The following is a 20462-nucleotide window of genomic DNA, read 5'->3' on the forward strand; positions in this document are numbered from 1 at the left end:
TCTTGAACGAGTCGAAAATCCAGCATAACGAATCGATCCTGCTGCGCATTCTGTGGATGCTGCTGTTTCTGGGTGTATGGCACGTTGCGCAGATCATTCTGGCGGGCGTAGTGCTGGTGCAATTAGTTTATCGCCTTATCTATGGCGCGCCGAATGGCGGCCTGATGAGTTTCGGCGACAGTATCAGCCAGTACCTGGCCCAGATTGGTCGTTTCGGGACGTTTCACAGCGACCATAAGCCCTGGCCCTTCGCCGACTGGCCAGCGCCGCGCGCTCCTGAAGGCGAGGCGGCTCATCATGTTCCGCCAGCGCCGCATCCGGTGCGTGACGAAGAGCCAAAACTGTGAAGGTCTGGGTATTGCGTCACGGCGAAGCGCAGTCGCGGGCGCGCAGTGATGCCGAACGCGAGCTGACCGCACACGGGCGTGAGGAGGTGCTCAAAAGTGCAGTACACCTGACTGACAAGGCGGTGCGACGGATCATCGCCAGCCCCTATGTTCGTGCACAGCAGACTGCCGAGTTGGTACGCCAGTCGCTGGGGTTCAATGATCCGGTGGTGACGGTGCCCTGGCTGACGCCGGACAGCAGCCCGCGTGAGGTGTTGCTCCAGCTGGACAAGCTGGGCGTCGATGAAGTGCTGCTGGTCAGTCATCAACCCTTGGTGGGCGAATTGATCGGCGTGCTGGCTCACGGCAGTCCGCAGCAGGCCGAGCCTATGAGTACCGCCAGTCTGGCCGAGCTGGAAGGCGAGTTCGTGCTGGCTGGCGCAATGCAGCTCAACAGCGTTCGACACGTTTGAAACGGTCTGTTCGAGTAATGAACCACCGCGAACGCGGCCCACTTTGAAAAAGGATTTAACATGAGTGTATGGCGTCAGGCTCCTGATATCGAAGCCCTTATAGCGGCTCAGAAAAACACTATTGGCGAGGTGCTGGATATCCGCTTCGAATCGTTCACGGACGATTCCCTGACGGCCAGCATGGTCGTCGATCAGCGTACCCATCAGCCTTTCGGGCTGCTGCATGGCGGTGCATCCGTGGTGCTGGCCGAGTCTCTGGGGTCGATGGCCAGCTACCTGATTGTCGACCCGAGCAAGTATTTCTGCGTCGGGCTCGAGGTCAACGCCAACCATCTGCGCGGCGTGCGTACCGGACGTGTAACCGGTGTTGTACGTCCCGTGCACATCGGCCGCACCACCCATGTATGGGACATCCGCATCAGCACCGAAGAAGGCAAGCTCAGCTGCATATCGCGTCTGACCGTGGCGGTTGTGCCACATGGCCAGGAGCCACCAATCAGTTGAGTGTTTTCAGCTATTAAGAACGGTTTTTCAGGTCTGGATTGAGCGTTGTAGTCAGGCGGCGTTTCTCTTAGTGTCTGGGTGTTCCCTGGAGGGAACATTCATTCCCAGGAGGATTGATAATGACTGAAGAAAAGGCAGTGCCGCCCGGAGAAACTCCTCCGGCTGAAAGCTCGCTTGCTCCTGAACTACCACCTTTGCCCGACAGACCGTCTGTGTCTGCAAACCAAACGCCTACAGGAACTTCACTGCCCGCTGCAGCTTCGCCGTCTCCCGAAAAACTCCCGCTCCCACTCCCAGAGTTGAACCTGGAAAAGCGCTTGAAGCAGGTTTATGCGGATCAGATCATGACGTCTGCCGAGTTCATGGCACTGCGCGATGATGCGGACGTGCTGTTCGACAAGCTGAAGGTCCAGTTTCCCGACAATGGTGCCCTCGCGCTGTTCCAGCCTTTGTCGGATGTTGCGGTACAAGCCATGCAGCTCGGTATTCTGGAGTTCAAGAAAGGCAAACCCTCCGCTGAAGCCAAGGCTCTCGCCAAGCAGTCGTTTGGTTTCCAGGTTGCGTACATCAAAGCTTGCCTGGACCGTTTCACTCAGGCGCTGTAGGCATTCACGTGGCTCCGGCCATTATGATGGTGATGGCCGGAGTGCCATCTGCGATGGCAGTTCCAGTCATTGCTGTTGCTTGAAGCGGCTGCGCACAATTGCGACTCGTACGGCCTCTGGAAGTATCGGTATGTCGCAACCCGTGTTCTTCGCTCACGCCAACGGTTTTCCATCGGCTACCTATGGAAAGCTGTTCTGCGCGTTGGCACCGGAATATGCCGTCACTCACCTCGATCAGCATGCTCACGACCCTCGCTTCCCGGTGGATGACAACTGGCTGAACCTGGTCGATGAGCTGATCCATCATCTGCGTGAGCAGCCCGGCCCTGTATGGGGTGTGGGGCACTCGCTGGGTGGGGTTCTGCACCTGCATGCCGCGCTGCGCTGTCCGCAACTTTATCTTGGCGTGGTGATGCTGGATTCGCCGGTGCTGGGCCTGGCTGATCAGTTGTTCATCCGCGCAGCCAAACGCCTGGGTTTCATTGACCGCATCACGCCAGCGGGCCGCACACTGGGACGTCGCGAGGCATTTGCCGATCTGGACGCAGCCCGCGCCTACTTTGCCAGCAAGACCCTGTTTCGCCGTTTCGATCCCGACTGCCTGACCGCTTACCTTGAACACGGTCTGCAGCAGGATGGCGAGCAACTTCGTCTGCGCTTTGACCCGGCGACGGAAATCAGTATTTACCGCAGCATTCCTCACACCAGCCCAGTACCGTCGCGGCAGCTCAAGGTACCGCTGGCCATGGTGCGTGGCCAACACAGCCGGGTGATCATGCCTCATCATGGTTACCTTGCCCGACGCATGCGCGAAGGCGAATACCTGTCCATGCCCGGAGGGCATATGTTTCCACTTGAACGACCGGATGAAACGGCGTTGCTGCTCAAGACGCTGTTTGCTCGCTGGAACGCCCGCAGCGCCTCCAGGGCCAGTGCATGACGCTTGCGGTGGAGGAAGTGCGCCTGAGCCTGGGGCATATCGAGCTGGCGGTTCATCTGTACGGCCCCAAGGACGGTCAGCCGGTTATCGCGCTGCACGGCTGGCTCGACAACGCCAACAGTTTCGCCCGGCTCGCACCACGTCTTGAGGGGCTACAGGTCGTGGCGCTGGACCTGGCGGGGCACGGTCATTCTGATCACCGACCGGCAGGCTCGTCCTATACACCGGCTGATTATGCATTCGACGTGCTGCGCGTCGCCGAGCAACTTGGCTGGCAGCGCTTTGCCCTGTTGGGGCACTCGCTGGGCGCGATCATCTCTGTGTTGCTGGCAAGCTCGCTACCCGAGCGGGTCACGCGCCTGGCGCTGATCGACGGTCTGCTGCCATTGACGGGCAAGGCCGAATCCGCCGCCGAGCGAATGGGTGCCGCCATGCAGGCGCAACTCGAACTGGCGAACAAGAAAAAACCGGTTTATCAGGATCAGGATCGAGCCATTCAGGCGCGGATGAAAGGCGTGGTGGCGGTCAGTCGCGAGGCGGCCGAGCTGCTGGCTCAGCGGGGTTTGATGCCGGTGCCGGGCGGTTACACCTGGCGCAGCGACAGCCGCCTGACCTTGCCCTCCGCAATACGCTTCACGGATCAACAGGCCATGGCGTTCGTTCACGACATTCGTTGCCCGACGCAATTGGTGGTTGCCTCCGATGGCATGCTGGCACAAAGGCAGGAGCTGCTGTCAGCGCTACCCTTTGACGTCGAACGGCTGGCCGGCGGACATCATTTGCACCTGAACGATGAGCACGGAGCACTTTCTGTTGCACACTGTATCAATCGCTTTTTCGCTGCTTCTTGACTTGAGACCGGCAACTGCCGACGCTGGGCGGGTTGAAACAGGAGTCAACCGTGATGGATCAATCCGCAGCCTCTCACGACCGCCTTGTCGGCGATCTTTTTTATTCTCGCCCCCTGCTTGCCTGCCGATGAGAGCACTCATGCGTTTATCAAGTGTTCCCGTTGCGGCGTTGTGCATGTCGCTGTGCAGCGCTGTCCTTTTCGCTGCCGATGCGCCGGGCAGGCGTGATCTGGAGATTTTGCCCCGTCTGACCGATACCGAAATCGTAGACTATCGTCCTGCCGCCGAGCTTGAGCGTGTCTACCCGATGGGCTCGATCCGCAAGATCAGCGGTCAGTTGCGTTTCGATGGCCAGGTCAGTGCGCGTGGCACTCTGACGTCGGTTACTTATCAGTTACCTGCCGAGCACACATCCGACGACGCCTTTACCGCCGCGCGTGAAGCCTTGCAGCAGGGTGCAGAATTGCTGTTCTGGTGTCAGGCGCGTGATTGCGGAGAAAGCAGTCTGTGGGCCAACGAGGTGTTTGGTAATGCCAAGCTGTATGGCGCGGACGACCGGCAGGCCTACCTGCTGTTGCGTCTGGCCGAGCCCCGGAGCGAAACCCTCGTCGCGCTATACAGCATCACACGCGGCAACCGTAGGGCTTACTTGCATGTCGAGCAGTTTGAATCCGCCGCGCCGCTGGGCGAACTGCTGCCAACCTCGGCCACGTTGCTGCGCCAACTGAAAAGCACGGGCAAGCTGGTACTGCCCAAGCTGGGTGGCGAGCCACAGGAAGCCTGGGTCACGCTGATTTCCCGTGGTCTGAATCTGGACAGCACGCTGCGCGCAACCGTCTCCGGCCCGAGTGCAAGTGCATGGCGCGACGCTCTGGTGGCCAAGGGCGTGCGCGCTGCGCGTCTGGAAGCGGGCGCTGCCGATAGCCAGGGGCTGGTGATCGAGGTCATCCGCTAACCCTGATGCGTAAGGTTATGGCGAACAATGGCTGACGTCAGCCTTGTTCAGCCTTATGCTCGTGACCTCCGAGCCTATAAGTGGATGCCGCATGTTCAACAATGATCGTTTACTGGTGCAGATTCTGCTGCTGGCGCTATTCGGTGCCTGCCTCTGGGTGATGGCACCTTTCTGGTCGGCACTGATCTGGGGCGCGGTGCTGGCGTTTGCCAGCTGGCCGCTGATGCGTTTGCTGACCCGCTGGTTCAAGGGCCGTGAGTCGTTGGCCGCGCTGGTGATGTGCCTGTGCTGGATGCTGCTGGTCGCGGCGCCGCTGGTATGGCTGGGCTTCAATCTCGCCGACCATGTGCGTGACGCTACAGGCCTGATCAAGGATATTCAGGTCGACGGCTTGCCCGATCCACCGCAATGGCTGGCGGGTATTCCGCTGGTGGGCGAACGACTGGTAGCGCTGTGGACCACCATCGATCAGCAAGGCGCGGCGTTCATGGCGACGCTCAAACCGCATCTGGGTCAGGTCGGTAACTGGGTGCTGGCACGCAGTGCGCAGATTGGCAGCGGGATTCTGGAACTGACCCTGAGCATCGTCTTCGCCTTCTTCTTTTACAGGGACGGTCCGCGCCTGGCCGCATTCGTGCTCAGCCTGCTGGAGCGTCTGATCGGTGATCGCGCCCAGTATTATCTGGATCTGGTCGCTGGCACGGTGCAACGCGTGGTCAACGGGGTCATCGGTACGGCAGCGGCCCAGGCGGTACTGGCGCTGATCGGCTTCCTGATCGCGGGCATTCCCGGCGCGTTGGTGCTGGGTATTCTGACTTTTCTGTTCAGTCTGATTCCGATGGGCCCGCCCCTGGTCTGGCTGCCTGCCACTGCCTGGCTGGTCTGGCAGGGCGAGTACGGCATGGCGATATTTCTGGGCATCTGGGGGATGTTCATCATCAGTGGCGTGGACAACGTGCTAAAGCCATACCTGATCAGCAGGGGCGGCAATCTGCCGCTGGTGATTGTCTTGTTGGGTGTGTTCGGCGGATTGCTGGCGTTCGGCTTCATCGGCCTGTTCATCGGCCCGACGCTGCTGGCAGTCGCTTACAGCCTGCTGACCGACTGGGTCGGCAGCGAGCGTGCCCGCAGCAGCCGCTGACGGCGAAAGTTTCCGCCGCACCAGGACGGGCGGCGGAGCCTCGCTTTACGCAGCGGTGTTCAGGTACTTACCGACTGGCTTACTGCTCTGGGTGTCATATTTTTCGCTGAGTGCGGCGATCATCTTGTTCAAGGCCTGAGTCGCAATCTGGTTGGTGTTGCCCTGATCAATGGTGTTGTCACTCTGTTTCAACGCGGCCGACAACTCGGAGGCGCTGATACTGTCGTTGCTATCGCTGTCCAGCGTACTGAACAGGTTGGCGCTGTCAGTGCTGCCGGAGGTGCTCATTTGCGCAGGCGGCATACCGGCAGGGGGCTGTTGCGGTTGCATACCGGCGACCAGTTCTTCAAGGCTGACTGTGCCGTCTTCGTCAGTGTCCAGTGCATCGAACACCTGGTTGCTGTTCGCCGTGCTGCCCGAATTGCTCAGGCCGGTGGTCAGCTCGTCGCTGCTGATCGCGCCATCGCCATCGCTGTCCAGCGAGCCGAGCAGGTCTTCTGCCTGCTCATCGACCGACTGCATGGGCGGCGGCGGTGGCGGCGTCATGGCGGCCAGTTCATCGGCATCCAGGCTGTCGTCGTCATTGCTGTCCAGATCGCTGAACGCCTTGCTCAGGCTGACAGTAATGCCGTCCTTGCTGTTCGACGACAAGGCCGAGCTCAGCTCATCCTTGCCGATGCTGCCGTCGCCATCGGTGTCCAGTTTTGCCAGCAACTCTTCCTGAAACTTCTTGCTGTTGGTGCTGGCGGTGGCACTGGTCGAGCTGGTGTAGCTGGAAAAGCTGCTGCTGATCCCGTTGATCATGAGTCTCACTCCCCTGAGATAAATGTGTCCGGTAGCGGTGTACCGGCTTTTGCAGCCTCGGGGCGTCAGTTGTCCTGGAGATTTAAGCTTTGTACGCGGTGTGATACAGAATGTGTCAGAGGCGCGGCAGATTCAGTATCGCGGTCAGGCCGCCACCCGGTGTTTGCGCAAGCGTCAGCTCGCCGCCGATTCTTCGCGCAGCCTCACGGGCGATGCTCATGCCCATGCCGATGCCGCCGGAGTTGCGGTTGCGCGAACCTTCCAGGCGATAGAACGGCTCAAACACCGCTTCGTGAAATTCAGGGGCAATGCCCGGTCCGTGATCAACCACCGATATGCGTACACGTTCAGCGCTGTCCTCGATCACGATATTGACGCTACCGGCATAGCGAAGCGCGTTATCGACCAGGTTCTGCAGGCACGAGCGCAGTGCCATCGGTTGTGTTCTGAGCGGCTTGCACTGGCCTTGGTACTGCACATCGTCGCCATTGTCCTGCGCATTCTCGGCCTGGGATTCGATCAGCGCCTGCAGGTCGAACTGCTGCAACGCTTCGCTGCGCCGATGTTCATTGAGGTAGGCAAGCGTGGCGTCGAGCATGCTGATCATGTCGTTGAGGTCCTGAGTCATCTGGCCGTGCAGCCTTGGCTCTTCGATCTGTTCAACACGCAGCTTGAGCCGCGAAAGGGGAGTGCGCAGGTCATGGGATACCGCAGCCAGCATGCGCCCGCGCTGCTGCATCTGTTCGCGGATCTTGCGCTGCATGAGGTTGAAGGTCTGCGCAGCCTGGCGTGCTTCCTGCGGGCCGCTTATTTCAAGGGGCGGGCTGTCCAGGTCTTCACTGAGGCGCTCGGCGGCCTCGCTCAGGCGCTGTACCGGGCGGCTCAGTGCCTTGGCGCCATACCATGCGGCAACGATGAGGGTGACGAACTGAAAGAACAGCAGCACCAGCGGGCCACCCGGTGGCGGTCGATGACGTCGCCCTTGATCATCCTGCGAATGCTGCGCGTCGGGGCGGTCATCAGGTGGAGGGCGCATGCCGTATTGGGTGAACCAGATGAAGGCTAATAAATGCGCCAGCAGAATAGCCAACAGCGCGCCCCCGAAAAGGCGCGCAAACAGCGTGTCGAACCGACGGATCAACCCAGCTCCCTGGCATCGAACAAATAGCCTTCACCGCGCACAGTCTTGATCAACTGCGGGTTCTTCGGGTCGTCGCCGAGCTTCTGACGTAAACGCGAGACCAGCAAATCGATGCTGCGGTCGAACGCCTCTATTGATCTGCCCCGGGCGGCGTCCAGCAACTGTTCACGGCTCAGCACCCGGTGCGGCCGTTCGAGAAATACGCGCAGCAGACGGAACTCGGCGTTGGACAGCGGCACCACCAGACCGTCGGCGGCTGTCAATTGACGCAGCACGCTGTTCAGCCGCCAGGCGTCAAAGCGAATGGTGGTGCGCTGATCGCTGCGTTCGTCGCGGACCCGGCGCAGAATGGTCTGGATACGCGCGACCAGCTCGCGCGGCTCGAACGGCTTGGCCATGTAATCGTCGGCACCCAGTTCCAGACCGATGATCCGGTCAGTGGGTTCGCAGCGTGCGGTCAGCATCAGAATCGGGATGTCCGAGGTGCTGCGCAGCCAGCGGCACAGCGACAGGCCGTCTTCACCGGGCAGCATCAGGTCGAGCACCACCACGTCGAAGGTTTCCTCGGTCAATGCCTGACGCATTTGCGTGCCATCGGTGACGCCACGCGCGTTGATATTGAAGCGCGTCAGGTAATCGCAGAGCAGTTCGCGAATGGCCACATCGTCATCGACAATCAGCGCGCGAACGCTCCAGCGCTGATCGGTCGATGTGGCATCCAGGGGGGTGTCGGGAAGTGCTTGCATAGTGCTTCTGTCGCCTGCGTGTGCCGCCGTTGTCTGGCCGCTGTTGAAGATCAACGCTGCTCCTCATGCTACTTCGCCAGGAGTTGCGGCGGAAGGGTGACGTGATCGAATGTCGGGGGCATTTCAGAAATGTATCCGGCCTGATACAAAAAACTGTCGAACGTGCTTTCCGGCTCGGCCCTGCTACTGGTAGTTCTGACAGTATCCCGTCTCCGGTAACTGCCGTTTAATCAGCTGGAGCACAGGCCCGGATGGCCTGTGGTCTGAAAGAGAAGCGCTCATCGAGAGAGCTTTTCACCCATCAATCCGCCGCAGGGCTCCTGTGAAGGGAGGGGGCGGCAATCGGTAGCAAAGGAGTGCTGATTATGGTCGGTTCGAAAACAACACTGACACCTGAACAAAGCAAGGCGGCGCGCATCGCGTACCGGCTGGCGCGCAGTCAGCGCGGTATGGACCTCAAGGCAGACCTCGCAGTGGCGCAAGTGGCCAACATCGTGGACCCGACGGACGGGACGTTGAACAAGGACGTTTTGCTCGGTACGTCGCTGGACGTTACTCTCGCACAGTGGGCACAGTTGGTCACTGACGATGGCGAATCCGATACCTTTTTCATCGATTGGGCAGTGGGTGAAGTACCGGCTGACGACGGATTCGTGGAAGTGTTCACAGATAAGGTCACTGCGCCAGTGGCCGTTGGCACCTTTCCGAAGTCGATCAACATTCCGCTGACCGCCCTTTCGCCTGGATTCCCCAAACCGGCAGACGGTGTTTACAGTCTTCGCTACCGGATCAGGCAGCCGAACGACCAGGAGACTATCAGCCCGCTGCTCAAGCTCATAGTCGATACCACGCCGCCCGGCGGGCATGTTGAGCCTGGGCAGATGAGTCTGAACACAGATCAGTTGACCCAGGCGTTTCTGGATAACAATCCGGACGGTATTGTCGGCACGCTGCCTGACTATGACGACTGGACACCCGGCGACAAGGTAGCGTTCTATTGGGTTGGCACTCCGTTGCCCGACAAGCCCGCAGATCTGCCGGCTCCTGTCGGTGTCGTTGACGTGGCCAGCGCGACGGATAATAAGGTGACATTCCCGGTTGATATAATTGGCGACTCCAACGATGAGGCCTACTACGTCGCTTACTTTCTGGTGGACAAAGCGACCAACCGCAGTCCGCTTTCCAACTACAAGCGCATAGACGTAGCGTTGGGGCTGCTGCCCGACAATCTGAAGGACCCGCTGGTGCCACTGGCGCTGCCTCCGGAAAATCTGATCAACCTGCCTGACGCACGAATGGGCGTCGAGGTGCTGATCGAGTCGTTCGATAACTGGAAGCCTACCGATCGTATCGAGGTTACCTGGGGCACAGCAGTACTGCGGCCTGAGGAAATGGGCGACGTCCCGCAGTTTCCGTTTTCGGTCAGGGTTCCTGATCCGGTGTTGCGTGATCAGTACGTTCAAGCGACTGGCGGTGATCAGCCGACTACAGTGAGTTATCGAGTTCTGCGTGGCGTTGTTCCGTCCGAAGTGAAAAGCATCAGTGTCAATGTCAATTTCTCCACTATCGGGCCTGATCCCGTTCCCGTTCCCGTTCCTGACTGGCCTGATCCAATCAACGATCAGTTGTTACCGGCCGAGGTCTACGGCGAAGTTTCCAACGAGCTGAATGTCCTGAAGCCGTCGGACGATAAGAAGGATGCCAGTGTCAGATTCAAACTTTATGACCCACTTCTACCGGACGAAGTTGTAGATTTCTACTGGGGCGCAAGCCATGTGCCTGAGGTGCAATACACCGTGGCAGTCACTGATGCGGCCGGAGACGAGCGCGAGGTCAAAATACCCTGGAGTTATATCGAATCTGAAGGTAATCGCCCTGATTTGCCGTTTCATTACAGCATTCGTGCCGCCGACTCAGAGAATACGCAACAATCGCCGGATACGCGGGTCGGCGTGAATGCTGTGGTCATCATTCCCGATGCCCCGGTTTTTGAAGGCACCAGTACAAGCGGCTGGCTGAATTGCAACTCGCTCTATAAGAATCCTGCCAATCCATCCTCAGGAGAGCCGGGTGTACGGGTGGTCGTTCCTGATCTTTCGAACTATCTGGCGGCAGGCGATACCGTCACTCTGTACTGGAACGCTTTCCCGTCGGCTCCAGACGATACGCCTATTTCAGGTACCGAAAAGACCGAAGATATTGTGTTGGGGGTCGATTATCCAGTCACGGGCTTTACCTGGCTGGTCACGCCATACGCGACACACATTCTGCCCACTTATGACCCTAGTGGTCATGGCACAAACGGGCGCGGGAAGATCAAGTATTCGTTCATTCTGAAGGGCTCCACCGTTACCTCACTGGAAACCACTGCCAAGGTGGGTATGTACGATGCAAATGGATCGTGTCCTATCGTGTAGGGGGCTTTAAAGACGGATCACAGGCAGAAGCCTGCGATCCTCTGTGCGCCGTGTTTTCAGTTATTACGCCGGTCCAGGTTGCTCCCAAACAGTTTAATGAAGCTGTGCGTATGGGGGCATTTTGCCTACGCTTACCGGCACCTCCCCGTAAATTAACGATTGGCAGAGCCTCAATACCAGAGCCTCCCTACATTTACATAGGAAACGTCCTACAGAGCATTCAGTTTGATCCCCGTAGTCTTCCGGCCTCTTTCTCGTGGCCGAGTTCGGGCAAGGACCACGGGGTTCAACGCCGCTTCATTCAGGTAATACATCATAATGAATGCTCTATTCGCGCTGCTTCCGCTCTCACGAACACTAAAGATCATGGCGTTTCTCTCCCCCTTCCTGTCCAGCAGTCCTGTCTTTGCGCAAACCTCTGTCAATGGCCCCGCGACCATTGATGCCACGACCCCGCTGGACAGCTATCGGGTGGGCAGCAATGGGGTGCTGACCGCCAATGGCGCGACCACCCTGCAAATATCTACAGTCACCGGCGCGCAGTTGATACTCAATGGCAGTCAGGTCAGCGCGGCTACCGGCACAGCAGTCTCGTTGACCGGGGCAAATGCCTTGATTACCGGAAGCCAGCTGACGGGTGGCGCGGATGGTATGGGGATGGGCAATAACACTGCGCAACTGGTTGGCTCCACGGCAACGGTCATCGGCAGTACCATCACGGCAACCAATCGTGGCGTGAATGCTGGCTCGCTCGCCAATCTGACACTGGAGCGCAGCGCAGTAACGGCCACGGGTACCAACGGCAGAGGCGTGGAGATGTTTGACTCCACGGTGAAGGCGTCCGACAGTACCATCACCGGGCAGCAATATGGCATCCGGATGCGCGCCGACCCCGGCGTGCCTTCGAGCAATCTATTGACCCTGGAAGGGACCCGGGTCGAAGGTGTCACGGATTCGGCACTGATTGTCGGAACGCCCACCGGGGCGCCTGCCACTGCCACTATTTTCGTCAAAAATGGCTCCACGCTGACCGGCGGCAACGGCAAGATACTGGAGCTGATCAACGGTTCTACAGCCAACATGACCGTCGACAACAGTCAATTGCTGGGCGATATATCCGCTGACGCAGGCAGTACTGCCGGTCTGGTATTACAAAACAATGCAACCCTGACCGGACGTCTGCAGAACGTCGCCAGTTTTTCGCTCGCCAGCGGGGGGCAGTGGACGATGGTCGAAAAAAGCCAGGTGGGTAACGTGTCCATGAATGGCGGGTCGGTCAGGTTTGGTGACGCGGCCTCGTTTTACACCTTGTCACTTGCAAGCCTGTCAGGGAGCGGCACGTTCATGATGGACGTGGATTTCGGCGGCGCGGCCACAGACTTTCTGGATATCACCGGCAATGCAACCGGCAGCCATTCCTTGCTTATCGGCAGCACCGGTACCGATCCTCTCAGTGACACCTCTCTGCACGTAGTACATGCCGCAGCCGGCGATGCCAGTTTTTCCCTGGCAGGCGGTGCCGTGGATCTGGGCGCCTGGTCCTATGACCTGATCAAGCATGGCGCAAACGACTGGTATCTGGACACCGCAACCCGGACCATCAGCCCGGCCGCACAGACCGTCATGGCGTTGTTCAATACGGCGCCGACGGTCTGGTATGGGGAGTTGAGCACGTTGCGTTCGCGCATGGGTGAGTTGCGCATGGACCAGGCCCGTTCCGGCGGCTGGATGCGTACCTACGGCAACAAATTCAATGTCGCCGACGCCTCGGGCTTCGGATATCAGCAGGTTCAGAGCGGTGTTGCTCTTGGCGCAGATGGCAAGCTGCCTATGGGGTCGGGGCAATGGCTGGCGGGTTTCATGATCGGGCAGAGCACGTCCGACCTTAGTCTGGATCACGGTGCCAGTGGCAAGGTCGACAGCTACTCGCTGGGCGCTTACAGCACATGGCTGGACAGCGAGAGTGGCTACTACATCGATGGCGTGATCAAACTCAATCAGTTCAAAAACAAAGGCAGAGTCAATCTCAGCGATGGTTCCCGCACGCGCGGCAACTACGACAATCTGGGGGTTGGCGCGTCGCTGGAGCTGGGTCGGCACATCAAACTGAACAACGGTTATTTTCTTGAACCCTATACCCAACTGGCGGGCCTGGTCGTTCAGGGTAAGGACTATGCACTGGATAACGGTATGCATGCTGAAAGTGACCGCAGCCGGTCGCTGCTCGGCAAGATCGGTACGACGGCGGGGAGCAGTTTCGATCTGGGCCAGGGACGTACGCTGCAACCTTACGTGCGGGTTGCCGTGGCTCACGAATTCGTCAACAGGAACGAAGTCAGGGTCAACGACAACATGTTCAATAACGACCTCTCTGGTTCCCGTGGCGAATTGGGTGCGGGCGTTTCGGTGTCGCTGTCTGACAACCTGCAGCTGCATGTTGATTTCGATTACAGCAACAGAGCGATGCCATCGAACAGCCGTGGGGTGCCAGTGCAGGCTTGCGTTACAGCTGGTAGCGACAGTGAAGCGACTGGCGCTGATGCGCCAACGGTCCTATCACTTGTGCCAGTATCCGCAAAAAAAAACAGGGTGTTAACTGACGGGCATGGCGGTCGGCAAACGGGTCGGCCACCGCTTTCTCGTGCTGGAGGCCCGGCTCATGTCTGTCATTTCAAAGTGGATCGAACGGATCAGAATCCTTTTCTGGCCGGCTTCATGGCGCAAGAGCGTGCTGCTTGCGCCGCCCTTGATCGCCGAACTCCTCCCTGACGTACCCGGCGGCGAACCCAATCTGCTTCCCAGCAGTGCCTGGCTCGTGCCGTTGCGGGTCGATTTTCCCATGTGGCAAAACTCCGAGCCCAGCCTGGACTACCCTGAGTATCTGCGCGTGTACTGGAATGACGAGCTGCTGGACGAGAAGGTCTGGACCGGACCTGTACAGCCTGTCGATCTGTTCATCATGATCGCGCAGCAACGCCTTGGCGAAGGCCGGCATCGACTCCGTTATAGCGTCGAGACCGCGAACCAGATGCTGACTGAATCCGAAACACTGGCCTTTGTCATTGATAAAACGGCACCGATATTCGAAGACGAAGGTGCGCTGATTTTTCCGCAGGAAATCGTCAGCGACGGTCTCACCGCGGCCTGGCTGAACACTCATGACGACACCGTGCTGGCCGAAGTGCCCGCGTATTTTTCGCCGAGCCCCGGGGATCTCGTTATCTGGTACTGGAGCAGTACGCCGACGGGATCGGAGCACACCGGAACCCTGCCGCTTGAAGCGTCCGACATCGGTAGCACGATTAGTATTGCCTTCGATAAGCAAATGGTTCTAGAGAGTGGCGATGGCATGCGTTATGTGTCCTACAGGCTGAAGGATCGCTCGGGGAATGCCGGGCCCCGTGCGCTGGCTGTTTCGCTGCTGGTGTGCGCTCAGCCAGTACCCCGTGTGCTGCCACCCCCTCGGGTTCAGAAGGCCACAGGCCGGCCAAGCGCCAGTACGCTCGATCCGGTAGATGCTTATCGGGGCGCAGTGGTATCGATACCTGAGAATGCCGTGATTGCTCCCGGTGACACCGTCCGCGTTCAGTGGGCCGAGCCCGGTAGTGTGGGTTCCTTTCTTACGGAGGTAGCAGACTCGAGGCTGTTCAACGTGCCTTCCACTCAGATTGCCCAGCATTTCGGCAAGGCGATCCCGGTGTACTACGAGGTGTTCGAAAATAGCGCCGACCCACCTTATCGTTCGGACCGGCATACTCTGACTATTCTGGGGATGACAGGCTTTCCAGTCGTGCAGTGTGACAAGGTCTCCGGAGCGATTCTGAGCCTGCAGGACATTCCCGAGGGAGGCTACGCACAGTTCACGCTCGACAGTTGGTCATTCATGGGCACTGACCAGTTCATCACCATTGATGTGCGTGGTGTCAGCGGTGCTGATAAAGAGTTGTTGATCGTTAACGTTCTGGATGAATACCCGGTGCCGCGGGTGGCCGATAGAATCGACGCCGGTGTTATCAGCAAAACGGATTTGAAGGCATTTAATCTCGGCACTCAGCTGGATGTCCGGGTGCGTGTGAGTTTCGACCAGACGCTCTCCTGGCAGTCTTTCCCTTCGCTCAGACCAACGTTGTACCCCTGAGGAGGTCATGGACCGCCAGGTTGGCAGTCCACGGCGCATTGCTACTTGTAGGTCATCGTGAAGCTAAGGGCCCCTTTGGCCTTGCCCGGCCGGATCGCGCTACTGGCCTGTGTCTGGTAGAAGCGGGCGTAAAAGTTCAGCACAACGTTACCGGGTGTGATCACCATCATTGGCACTTCGGTCTGCAGCTCCATGGGCGTGACTCCATCACCTTTGAGAATCTGAATCCCCATGCCCTTGGCGTCCGAGTCGCTGGTCAGGGTGAAAACCCCGCTGCCGACAGGGCCCTCGGGAACCGAGCCTTCGACACCATCGAGCTGGATATGCGCCGTTGCCACGAAGCCTGCGTCCATGTAGGTCTCGCAGTTACTCAACGCAATACTGAAGGGCACCGCCGGTGTGGTGAAGCCGGGACCGGTGAAGTCCGCGCTGTCCCACTCACCCAACTGCACCGGGTCGGCACTGACCGGATCTGCACCAACGCTGCACTGTGCCTGAAGTATCGTGCCGGTTAGCCCGTACTTCATGATCCTGCCAAGCGTTGTCACGCTTCCGGAGAACAGTTCGCTGCCATTGAGCACATTGGGTCCGGAGGGGATCGGTCCGGTCTTGACCAGCGTTACATAGTTGTGCAAATGAACCAAAGGCAGGCTCGTGAGCATTTTCTGGTGGTCGTTTAGGCCGATGAACGGAACGGAGGCGCTTCCTCCTACAGGCGTGAAGCAATTGCTGCAGTTCCTGTCATACGGATACCCCAGTCTTATCCGCACTCCGACGCCCGGAATATTGGTTTGCAGTATCTTGCCTGTGAGGTCTTCCCCGTTTATCGGCTCCAGCGTGCCAGGAAATATCGGAACCGTAGCCGTTGCATTGAATTCCAGAAGAGCCGTGCCGTCATTTCTGCAGGCCGCCTCCAGACCTGCCTTGTCTGGCGTGGCGTGAAGCATATCGATGCTGCCGATAAAGGTGCCCACTGCGGCGTCTTTCGGGACGTAGAGCGTGCCGATGTCGCGACGGTAATCTTTTATTCCCGGTGGGGAAATCCAATAGCAATCGTTGCTCGGTATGTCATCCGGTACGTCGGAATAAGCCGCAGCACTATAGCTGGTCCCCAACAGGATCAGACTGGGGAGCAGGGCGTTCAATGCAAAGTTCATGGGGGGATTCCTGAAATAACAATGTCGCGGATGGCTCAGACCTGATGTCACTGGGCACACGTCATGTCTTGCATTCGGTAGCCCTTGGCCAGAGGCATGCTGGCGGGGTCTATGTGCAGATGACACTGAGGGTCGCTTTTCTCACCCCAACGGACATCGAGGGTTTGTGCCTGCATGCCGGTGGACAGCAAAATCTGCCCGCCCTGACCTGCGATGCCCAGAATGTTGCCCTGCGCATCGCTCACCTGGGCACCGAATGGCAACGGTTTGCCACCGTCAGTGGTTGCATTGATGATCAGGCGTGTCACCGTGCGCGCAGCGAAAGTGGTCTTGATCACGGCACCCCTGGCAGGTACTACTTGAGTACTGGCGTTATCGATTTCCACCTCGGGCCCCAGTCGGTCGGTTTGCAAGGTGATCGGGTTATGGCGGTAGGGACGTAGATAGGGCATCAATGCGTAGCCGCGACTATTGGTCCTGACACCGGTAGCGTTCTGTATGCCAACGCCGGGTGTATCGGGTACTTCGATCAGGGCGATGGTGTCGCCCAGATTCGGGCCGAACTCGATGCCGTCCGCATGCAGCAACAAGGCACCACTGGCGTTGACTGATGCACTTCGATAATCATTGCCTTGGGTCACACCGGCGCCGAGGCTGGCGAAGGGCGCCTGATAGCCGGCCGCGAGGCCTGCACTTTGCTGCTTGCCGTCATCGTTGCTCAGACTGGCGTGATAGTTGACGCGGTTTTCATAGAGGCTGCCGCTCAGGCTGCCCCGTTGACTGTGGCGATTGGCGCTGCTTCGCAGGTCGAATGTGGCATTGCTCGAATGGCCGGTGTCGAGGGGCATCGAGATGCTCAGGCCGAACTGCCGGTCGTTGCCGCGGCTACTACTGGCTGCGCTCAGTGACTGTGAGGCGTAGAAGTTATAGGTGATCCCGGCACGATGGGTGTTGAAATTGAATTGAAATTGTCGCTGTTCGATATCGCTGCCCCAGTAATCCTGTTGCGACAGCGTCAGACCAACGCTGCTGCGTAAGCCGATTCTCTGATGAACCAAAGCTTCCAGGCGGCTTCGGCGGCTGCCTGTGAACGTAGCGTCGCTGCTGCGCTGACTGACGGCTTCGTCGAAATCCCGATAGCCTTCGGTGGAGTAGCGATAACCTGCGAAGCGCAGATTGGTCTGGGTAGTGAACGCCTTGCCATACTTGATGGCGTAACTCATGCCTTGCGCGCTGGACTGACCGGGTTGGTCGATGCTGGCGCTTGACCGGGTCACATCGAATGCCATCGCCCCCAGCGTGCCCATGTCCCGTGACACGCCCAGTGCAGCGGCGTGGTAGAAGTCGCTGGTTATAAGTCCGCCATAAAGTGCCGAGTTCCAGCCTGTTCCAACGGCCAGCGTGCCTTGCCACAGCCAGGGATGCTCGGTGGCGTAGGCACCGTTGAAGCGGCCCAGGGCTGCGCTGTATTTCCAGGCGCCTTCGCGCAACAGGTTACTCATGGTCGAGTAAGTTTGGGTAAAGCGCCGTACCTGACCATCGGCCTCGGTCAGCACGATCTCCAGTTCGCCGCTGCCCGCCGTATTCAGGTCATCTATTTCATAGGGGCCGGCACTGACATATGTGGAGTAGATCGGGTATCCGTTGCGCAGCACTTCCAGTTTGGCCCTGCTTTGCGCAACGCCACGAATCACCGGTGCGTAACCCTGCAGGGAATCGGGGAGCATCTCCTGATCGGTTTTGATCAACCCGCCCTTGATCGGCACGCTCCGGAAGACATCGCCGCCGGTGTAGGTTTCACCCAGGGTCAGGTTAGCGTGCGTGCCGGGCAGGTCGCGCTGTGCATAGGCATAGGCTCTGGTCCACTCGCGATTTCCCTGTGCATCCTGACGCACGCTTTGATTGCTGCGCAATCGCCATGATCCCAGGTTGATACCGGTGTTGAGGTACAGGTCTGCGCTGCTGCTGGTGCCTGTCTCCCTGTGGGTCGTCTGTTGCGCCGAGGTCTGGTAATTGATGAAGGCGGCGTTGATGCCGTAATCCCAAAGCGCCGGGTCCACTCGCCCGTTGGCATCGCGGCGCATGGCGATCTGCGGTATCGAGATCGACAGTTGCAGTCTGCTCCCGTCCAGTACGACCCTGGCGTCCGGAATCAGTTGCCCCAGCGCGACACAGGCGACTTGCAATAAGGCCGGGTCGGCCAGACTGCCGAGACGTACGCCGATCTGCTCCAGCAACTCCGGCGACAGGCAGGGTAGCAGGCCGTTGCCTTGTGGGTCGGCATCGAAACGGATCTGACGTTGGCCGAAATAGCGCATATTGACGTGGATTTCTACCCAATGCTCGCCTGGCCCGAGGCTCTCGACAGCTGACAACTGGTTCAGCACGCTGGCCGCGGCCGCACTGTCATAGTTCTGGCCCTGACGCAGGAAGCCAGGCTGGAAATTGACGGCGGTTGCCGCTCTGGTCGGCTCCAGCACAACGGTAACGCTGCCGCACACAATCAGCACCTGCATAAAGCGCAGGCGCACTGGTATGAGCCCGGAATCGGGTAATAGGGTCATGTTCAATGTCCTGGGATGAAGCGGGCTTGCGCTGTTTCAGTCGGTCAGCGTGGCCGTAGCTGTCAGCGGCTGGCTGTAGCCGCCGTAATCGTTGATCGCGGCAAACACCACCTGAAGGCCCGGTACCGCTTTCGTTTCGTTGAGCTTGTAATGGCGAGAGCTGAACGGGCCAAGCATGGCGACTTCACTGACCTTTTCAGTCCTGCCACCGCCGGAGACGTCGAGGCGAATGAACGACACATGAAAGGGCGTCGGATTCATGGCGGTCAGCTCTGCCTTGCCGGCAATCTGCCGGACCGACCATTGCAGGTCCTTGAGGCGGGCAGTGGGGTTGTCAGTCAGCAGAGCCGGGCGATAAAACAGTTTGATACGGGTACGCAGGGCAATATTCAGTACATTGCCTTGCGAAGAGTTGGCCTGAGGTATTTCCTGCACGTTGAAGTAGAACAATGATTCACGATCGGAGGGCAGGTCTTGGGGCAGGCCATTGATCTGTACGTGTTGTTCCTTGCCCGGATTAAGGCGAAAAAGTGGCGGCGAAGGTGCGAATGGAACGACGGTGACAGTGTCGTCTGCCTCCGTATTTACCCAGGTCTGTACCGCGAACGGCCGATCACTTGGGTTGGATATGACCACCGACGTACTGCGCTTGTCGCCATCGAATACTATGCGCGTTGCGTTGACGGTCAGTGCTGCCTGGCTGGCAGGTATATAGGCTGCGCACATGAATAATATCGTGCACCCCGCGAGCGCAGGTCTTTTAAAAGACTGTTGGCACATCATGAAAAGTTACCTTGTACGTTCAGATCCGAAACGGACCTGAACGTATTGAAGATGCTTCACGTGAAAAGACTATCGATCCTTACACAGTGAGCGAGTGGGTCGATGTATCAGTTAATCGCGACAACAAACTGGACATCCGCCGAGGCAGCACCGGCTTCAACTGTAGCTGCTGTCGAACGATAGTAGGCGTTGAACACCATGTCGGTGACACCACCTTCGACCAGTGTGTAAGGCGCCGACGTGTCGCCTGGTTTGATCGAGACCCCGGTCTGGTCCTTGATGACAATCGCAACGCCCTTTGCCCCGTCGGCAGTAGGGGTGACGCCGAAGTAGTCGCCGCTGCTGTCCGCGTCACCGGTGAAGGTGACTTTGGCCGCATTCAAGTTACCACTCGCCAGGCCGCAGTTGCCGTTGTCATTGACGCGCAGGGCAAAGCTCTTGCCAGACAGTTCGTCACCGATGCGGGTGAAGCGGCTGGCCTCGATAGAGCCCATGTTAACCAGGTTGCCGGTAGAGCCATCGCCCGGATTGACCACTTCGATAGGGCAGGTGGTGGAGGTTATCTTGCCTTCGAAACGGATGGTGCCGGAGTTGGCGGATGCGACAGTGCCGGTCAGTGTGGTCGCCAGAGCAAGGCCCAGTACAGATAGCATTTTATTCACGATAAAAACCTTATAAGTATTAACGTTACAAGAGTGGAAATGTAACTATTTATGGTGTCTTGAGAGACGGTTTGTGTTGTGCGTCATGACGGCGCGGGAGTTTACAGCAGGTGCGTTAGTTGCGAAGTCTCTGGCGGGCTTTGGTTAGTGGCGGGAGGTGTAGGATATTTCCTAAATTAGTGTCATACATTTAAAATCTTGAGTTTTTACGTTGTTCCGGGTTTTTCATGGGTCTGTGCTTGTCTGTTCGGGCAG

The 20462-nt window shown here is 58.7% G+C and carries 17 protein-coding genes and 1 pseudogene; 11 read left to right on the forward strand and 7 right to left on the reverse strand.

Annotation, left to right across the window (positions count from 1 at the left end):
• The first annotated feature begins 2 nt into the window (after positions 1 to 2).
• The 8 genes from AC4ANK_RS10905 (at position 3) to AC4ANK_RS10940 (ending at position 5795) form a co-directional block, all read left to right on the forward strand.
• Complete coding sequence (locus AC4ANK_RS10905) at positions 3 to 347, forward strand: DUF4389 domain-containing protein (RefSeq protein ID WP_002552992.1); 345 nt, start codon at positions 3 to 5, stop codon at positions 345 to 347.
• Positions 344 to 799 carry a phosphohistidine phosphatase SixA gene (gene sixA, locus AC4ANK_RS10910; RefSeq protein ID WP_002552993.1) on the forward strand — a complete coding sequence of 152 codons (456 nt, stop codon included), beginning with the start codon at positions 344 to 346 and terminating at the stop codon, positions 797 to 799. Before AC4ANK_RS10905 ends, sixA begins: the two co-directional genes overlap by 4 nt.
• A 60-nt stretch (positions 800 to 859) precedes the next feature.
• Positions 860 to 1303 carry a hotdog fold thioesterase gene (locus AC4ANK_RS10915; protein ID WP_002552994.1) on the forward strand — a complete coding sequence of 148 codons (444 nt, stop codon included), beginning with the start codon at positions 860 to 862 and terminating at the stop codon, positions 1301 to 1303.
• 119 nt (positions 1304 to 1422) lie between these two features.
• Positions 1423 to 1908: a hypothetical protein gene (locus AC4ANK_RS10920; RefSeq protein WP_460382963.1), complete on the forward strand. Its 486-nt coding sequence runs from the start codon at positions 1423 to 1425 to the stop codon at positions 1906 to 1908.
• Positions 1909 to 2038: 130 nt separating this feature from the next.
• A complete protein-coding gene (locus AC4ANK_RS10925) occupies positions 2039 to 2848 on the forward strand; it encodes an alpha/beta fold hydrolase (protein WP_031594906.1) in 810 nt (269 codons plus the stop codon).
• Complete coding sequence (locus tag AC4ANK_RS10930) at positions 2845 to 3699, forward strand: alpha/beta fold hydrolase (protein WP_031594905.1); 855 nt, start codon at positions 2845 to 2847, stop codon at positions 3697 to 3699. Before AC4ANK_RS10925 ends, AC4ANK_RS10930 begins: the two co-directional genes overlap by 4 nt.
• Before the next feature lie 139 nt (positions 3700 to 3838).
• Positions 3839 to 4654: a DUF4892 domain-containing protein gene (locus AC4ANK_RS10935; protein WP_460382960.1), complete on the forward strand. Its 816-nt coding sequence runs from the start codon at positions 3839 to 3841 to the stop codon at positions 4652 to 4654.
• Between the two features lie 91 nt (positions 4655 to 4745).
• Positions 4746 to 5795, forward strand: a complete 1050-nt coding sequence (locus AC4ANK_RS10940) for an AI-2E family transporter (RefSeq protein ID WP_004664709.1) — start codon at positions 4746 to 4748, stop codon at positions 5793 to 5795.
• 45 nt (positions 5796 to 5840) lie between these two features.
• Here AC4ANK_RS10940 and xopAW read toward each other — a convergent pair whose 3' ends face one another.
• From xopAW to AC4ANK_RS10955, 3 genes are all read right to left on the reverse strand, one after another.
• Complete coding sequence (gene xopAW, locus AC4ANK_RS10945; RefSeq protein ID WP_031594903.1) at positions 5841 to 6599, reverse strand: EF-hand domain-containing protein; 759 nt, start codon at positions 6597 to 6599, stop codon at positions 5841 to 5843.
• 115 nt (positions 6600 to 6714) lie between these two features.
• Complete coding sequence (locus AC4ANK_RS10950; protein ID WP_005732413.1) at positions 6715 to 7740, reverse strand: sensor histidine kinase; 1026 nt, start codon at positions 7738 to 7740, stop codon at positions 6715 to 6717.
• Entirely contained in the window at positions 7737 to 8486 is a 750-nt protein-coding gene (locus AC4ANK_RS10955; protein WP_031594902.1) for a response regulator, read from the reverse strand. The genes AC4ANK_RS10950 and AC4ANK_RS10955 overlap by 4 nt, the downstream gene beginning before the upstream one ends.
• Before the next feature lie 365 nt (positions 8487 to 8851).
• Between AC4ANK_RS10955 and AC4ANK_RS10960 the strand changes: the two genes are divergently transcribed.
• The 3 genes and pseudogenes from AC4ANK_RS10960 (at position 8852) to AC4ANK_RS10970 (ending at position 15041) form a co-directional block, all read left to right on the forward strand.
• On the forward strand, positions 8852 to 10903 hold the full coding sequence (locus AC4ANK_RS10960) for a hypothetical protein (RefSeq protein ID WP_460382957.1): 2052 nt from the start codon (positions 8852 to 8854) through the stop codon (positions 10901 to 10903).
• 318 nt (positions 10904 to 11221) lie between these two features.
• Positions 11222 to 13419, forward strand: a pseudogene (locus AC4ANK_RS10965) (autotransporter outer membrane beta-barrel domain-containing protein).
• A gap of 89 nt (positions 13420 to 13508) precedes the next feature.
• Positions 13509 to 15041: a hypothetical protein gene (locus AC4ANK_RS10970; protein WP_031594900.1), complete on the forward strand. Its 1533-nt coding sequence runs from the start codon at positions 13509 to 13511 to the stop codon at positions 15039 to 15041.
• Between the two features lie 41 nt (positions 15042 to 15082).
• Here the strand turns inward: AC4ANK_RS10970 and AC4ANK_RS10975 are convergent, their stop codons facing one another.
• The 4 genes from AC4ANK_RS10975 to AC4ANK_RS10990 form a co-directional block, all read right to left on the reverse strand.
• Positions 15083 to 16198, reverse strand: coding sequence for a fimbrial protein (locus AC4ANK_RS10975; protein WP_031594899.1), 1116 nt, complete (start codon positions 16196 to 16198; stop codon positions 15083 to 15085).
• Positions 16199 to 16245: 47 nt separating this feature from the next.
• Positions 16246 to 18762, reverse strand: coding sequence for a fimbria/pilus outer membrane usher protein (locus tag AC4ANK_RS10980; RefSeq protein ID WP_460382953.1), 2517 nt, complete (start codon positions 18760 to 18762; stop codon positions 16246 to 16248).
• A gap of 36 nt (positions 18763 to 18798) precedes the next feature.
• Positions 18799 to 19545: a fimbrial biogenesis chaperone gene (locus AC4ANK_RS10985; protein ID WP_031594897.1), complete on the reverse strand. Its 747-nt coding sequence runs from the start codon at positions 19543 to 19545 to the stop codon at positions 18799 to 18801.
• A 107-nt stretch (positions 19546 to 19652) separates the two neighbouring features.
• The gene (locus AC4ANK_RS10990) at positions 19653 to 20207 is read right to left on the reverse strand and encodes a fimbrial protein (RefSeq protein ID WP_031594896.1); all 555 of its coding nucleotides are present in this window, start codon (positions 20205 to 20207) and stop codon (positions 19653 to 19655) included.
• Positions 20208 to 20462: the final 255 nt, after the last annotated feature.

The sequence above is a fragment of the Pseudomonas sp. Pmew2 genome (assembly GCF_058129885.1).

Bases quoted from the DNA above. Each gene is read 5' to 3' on its own strand.
- AC4ANK_RS10915 (WP_002552994.1), top strand. From the start codon at position 860: ATGAGTGTATGGCGTCAGGCTCCTGATATCGAAGCCCTTATAGCGGCT.
- AC4ANK_RS10920 (WP_460382963.1), top strand. From the start codon at position 1,423: ATGACTGAAGAAAAGGCAGTGCCGCCCGGAGAAACTCCTCCGGCTGAA.
- AC4ANK_RS10925 (WP_031594906.1), top strand. From the start codon at position 2,039: ATGTCGCAACCCGTGTTCTTCGCTCACGCCAACGGTTTTCCATCGGCT.
- AC4ANK_RS10930 (WP_031594905.1), top strand. From the start codon at position 2,845: ATGACGCTTGCGGTGGAGGAAGTGCGCCTGAGCCTGGGGCATATCGAG.
- AC4ANK_RS10935 (WP_460382960.1), top strand. From the start codon at position 3,839: ATGCGTTTATCAAGTGTTCCCGTTGCGGCGTTGTGCATGTCGCTGTGC.
- AC4ANK_RS10940 (WP_004664709.1), top strand. From the start codon at position 4,746: ATGTTCAACAATGATCGTTTACTGGTGCAGATTCTGCTGCTGGCGCTA.
- xopAW (WP_031594903.1), bottom strand. From the start codon at position 6,599: ATGATCAACGGGATCAGCAGCAGCTTTTCCAGCTACACCAGCTCGACC.
- AC4ANK_RS10955 (WP_031594902.1), bottom strand. From the start codon at position 8,486: ATGCAAGCACTTCCCGACACCCCCCTGGATGCCACATCGACCGATCAG.
- AC4ANK_RS10960 (WP_460382957.1), top strand. From the start codon at position 8,852: ATGGTCGGTTCGAAAACAACACTGACACCTGAACAAAGCAAGGCGGCG.
- AC4ANK_RS10970 (WP_031594900.1), top strand. From the start codon at position 13,509: ATGGCGGTCGGCAAACGGGTCGGCCACCGCTTTCTCGTGCTGGAGGCC.
- AC4ANK_RS10975 (WP_031594899.1), bottom strand. From the start codon at position 16,198: ATGAACTTTGCATTGAACGCCCTGCTCCCCAGTCTGATCCTGTTGGGG.
- AC4ANK_RS10980 (WP_460382953.1), bottom strand. From the start codon at position 18,762: ATGACCCTATTACCCGATTCCGGGCTCATACCAGTGCGCCTGCGCTTT.
- AC4ANK_RS10985 (WP_031594897.1), bottom strand. From the start codon at position 19,545: ATGATGTGCCAACAGTCTTTTAAAAGACCTGCGCTCGCGGGGTGCACG.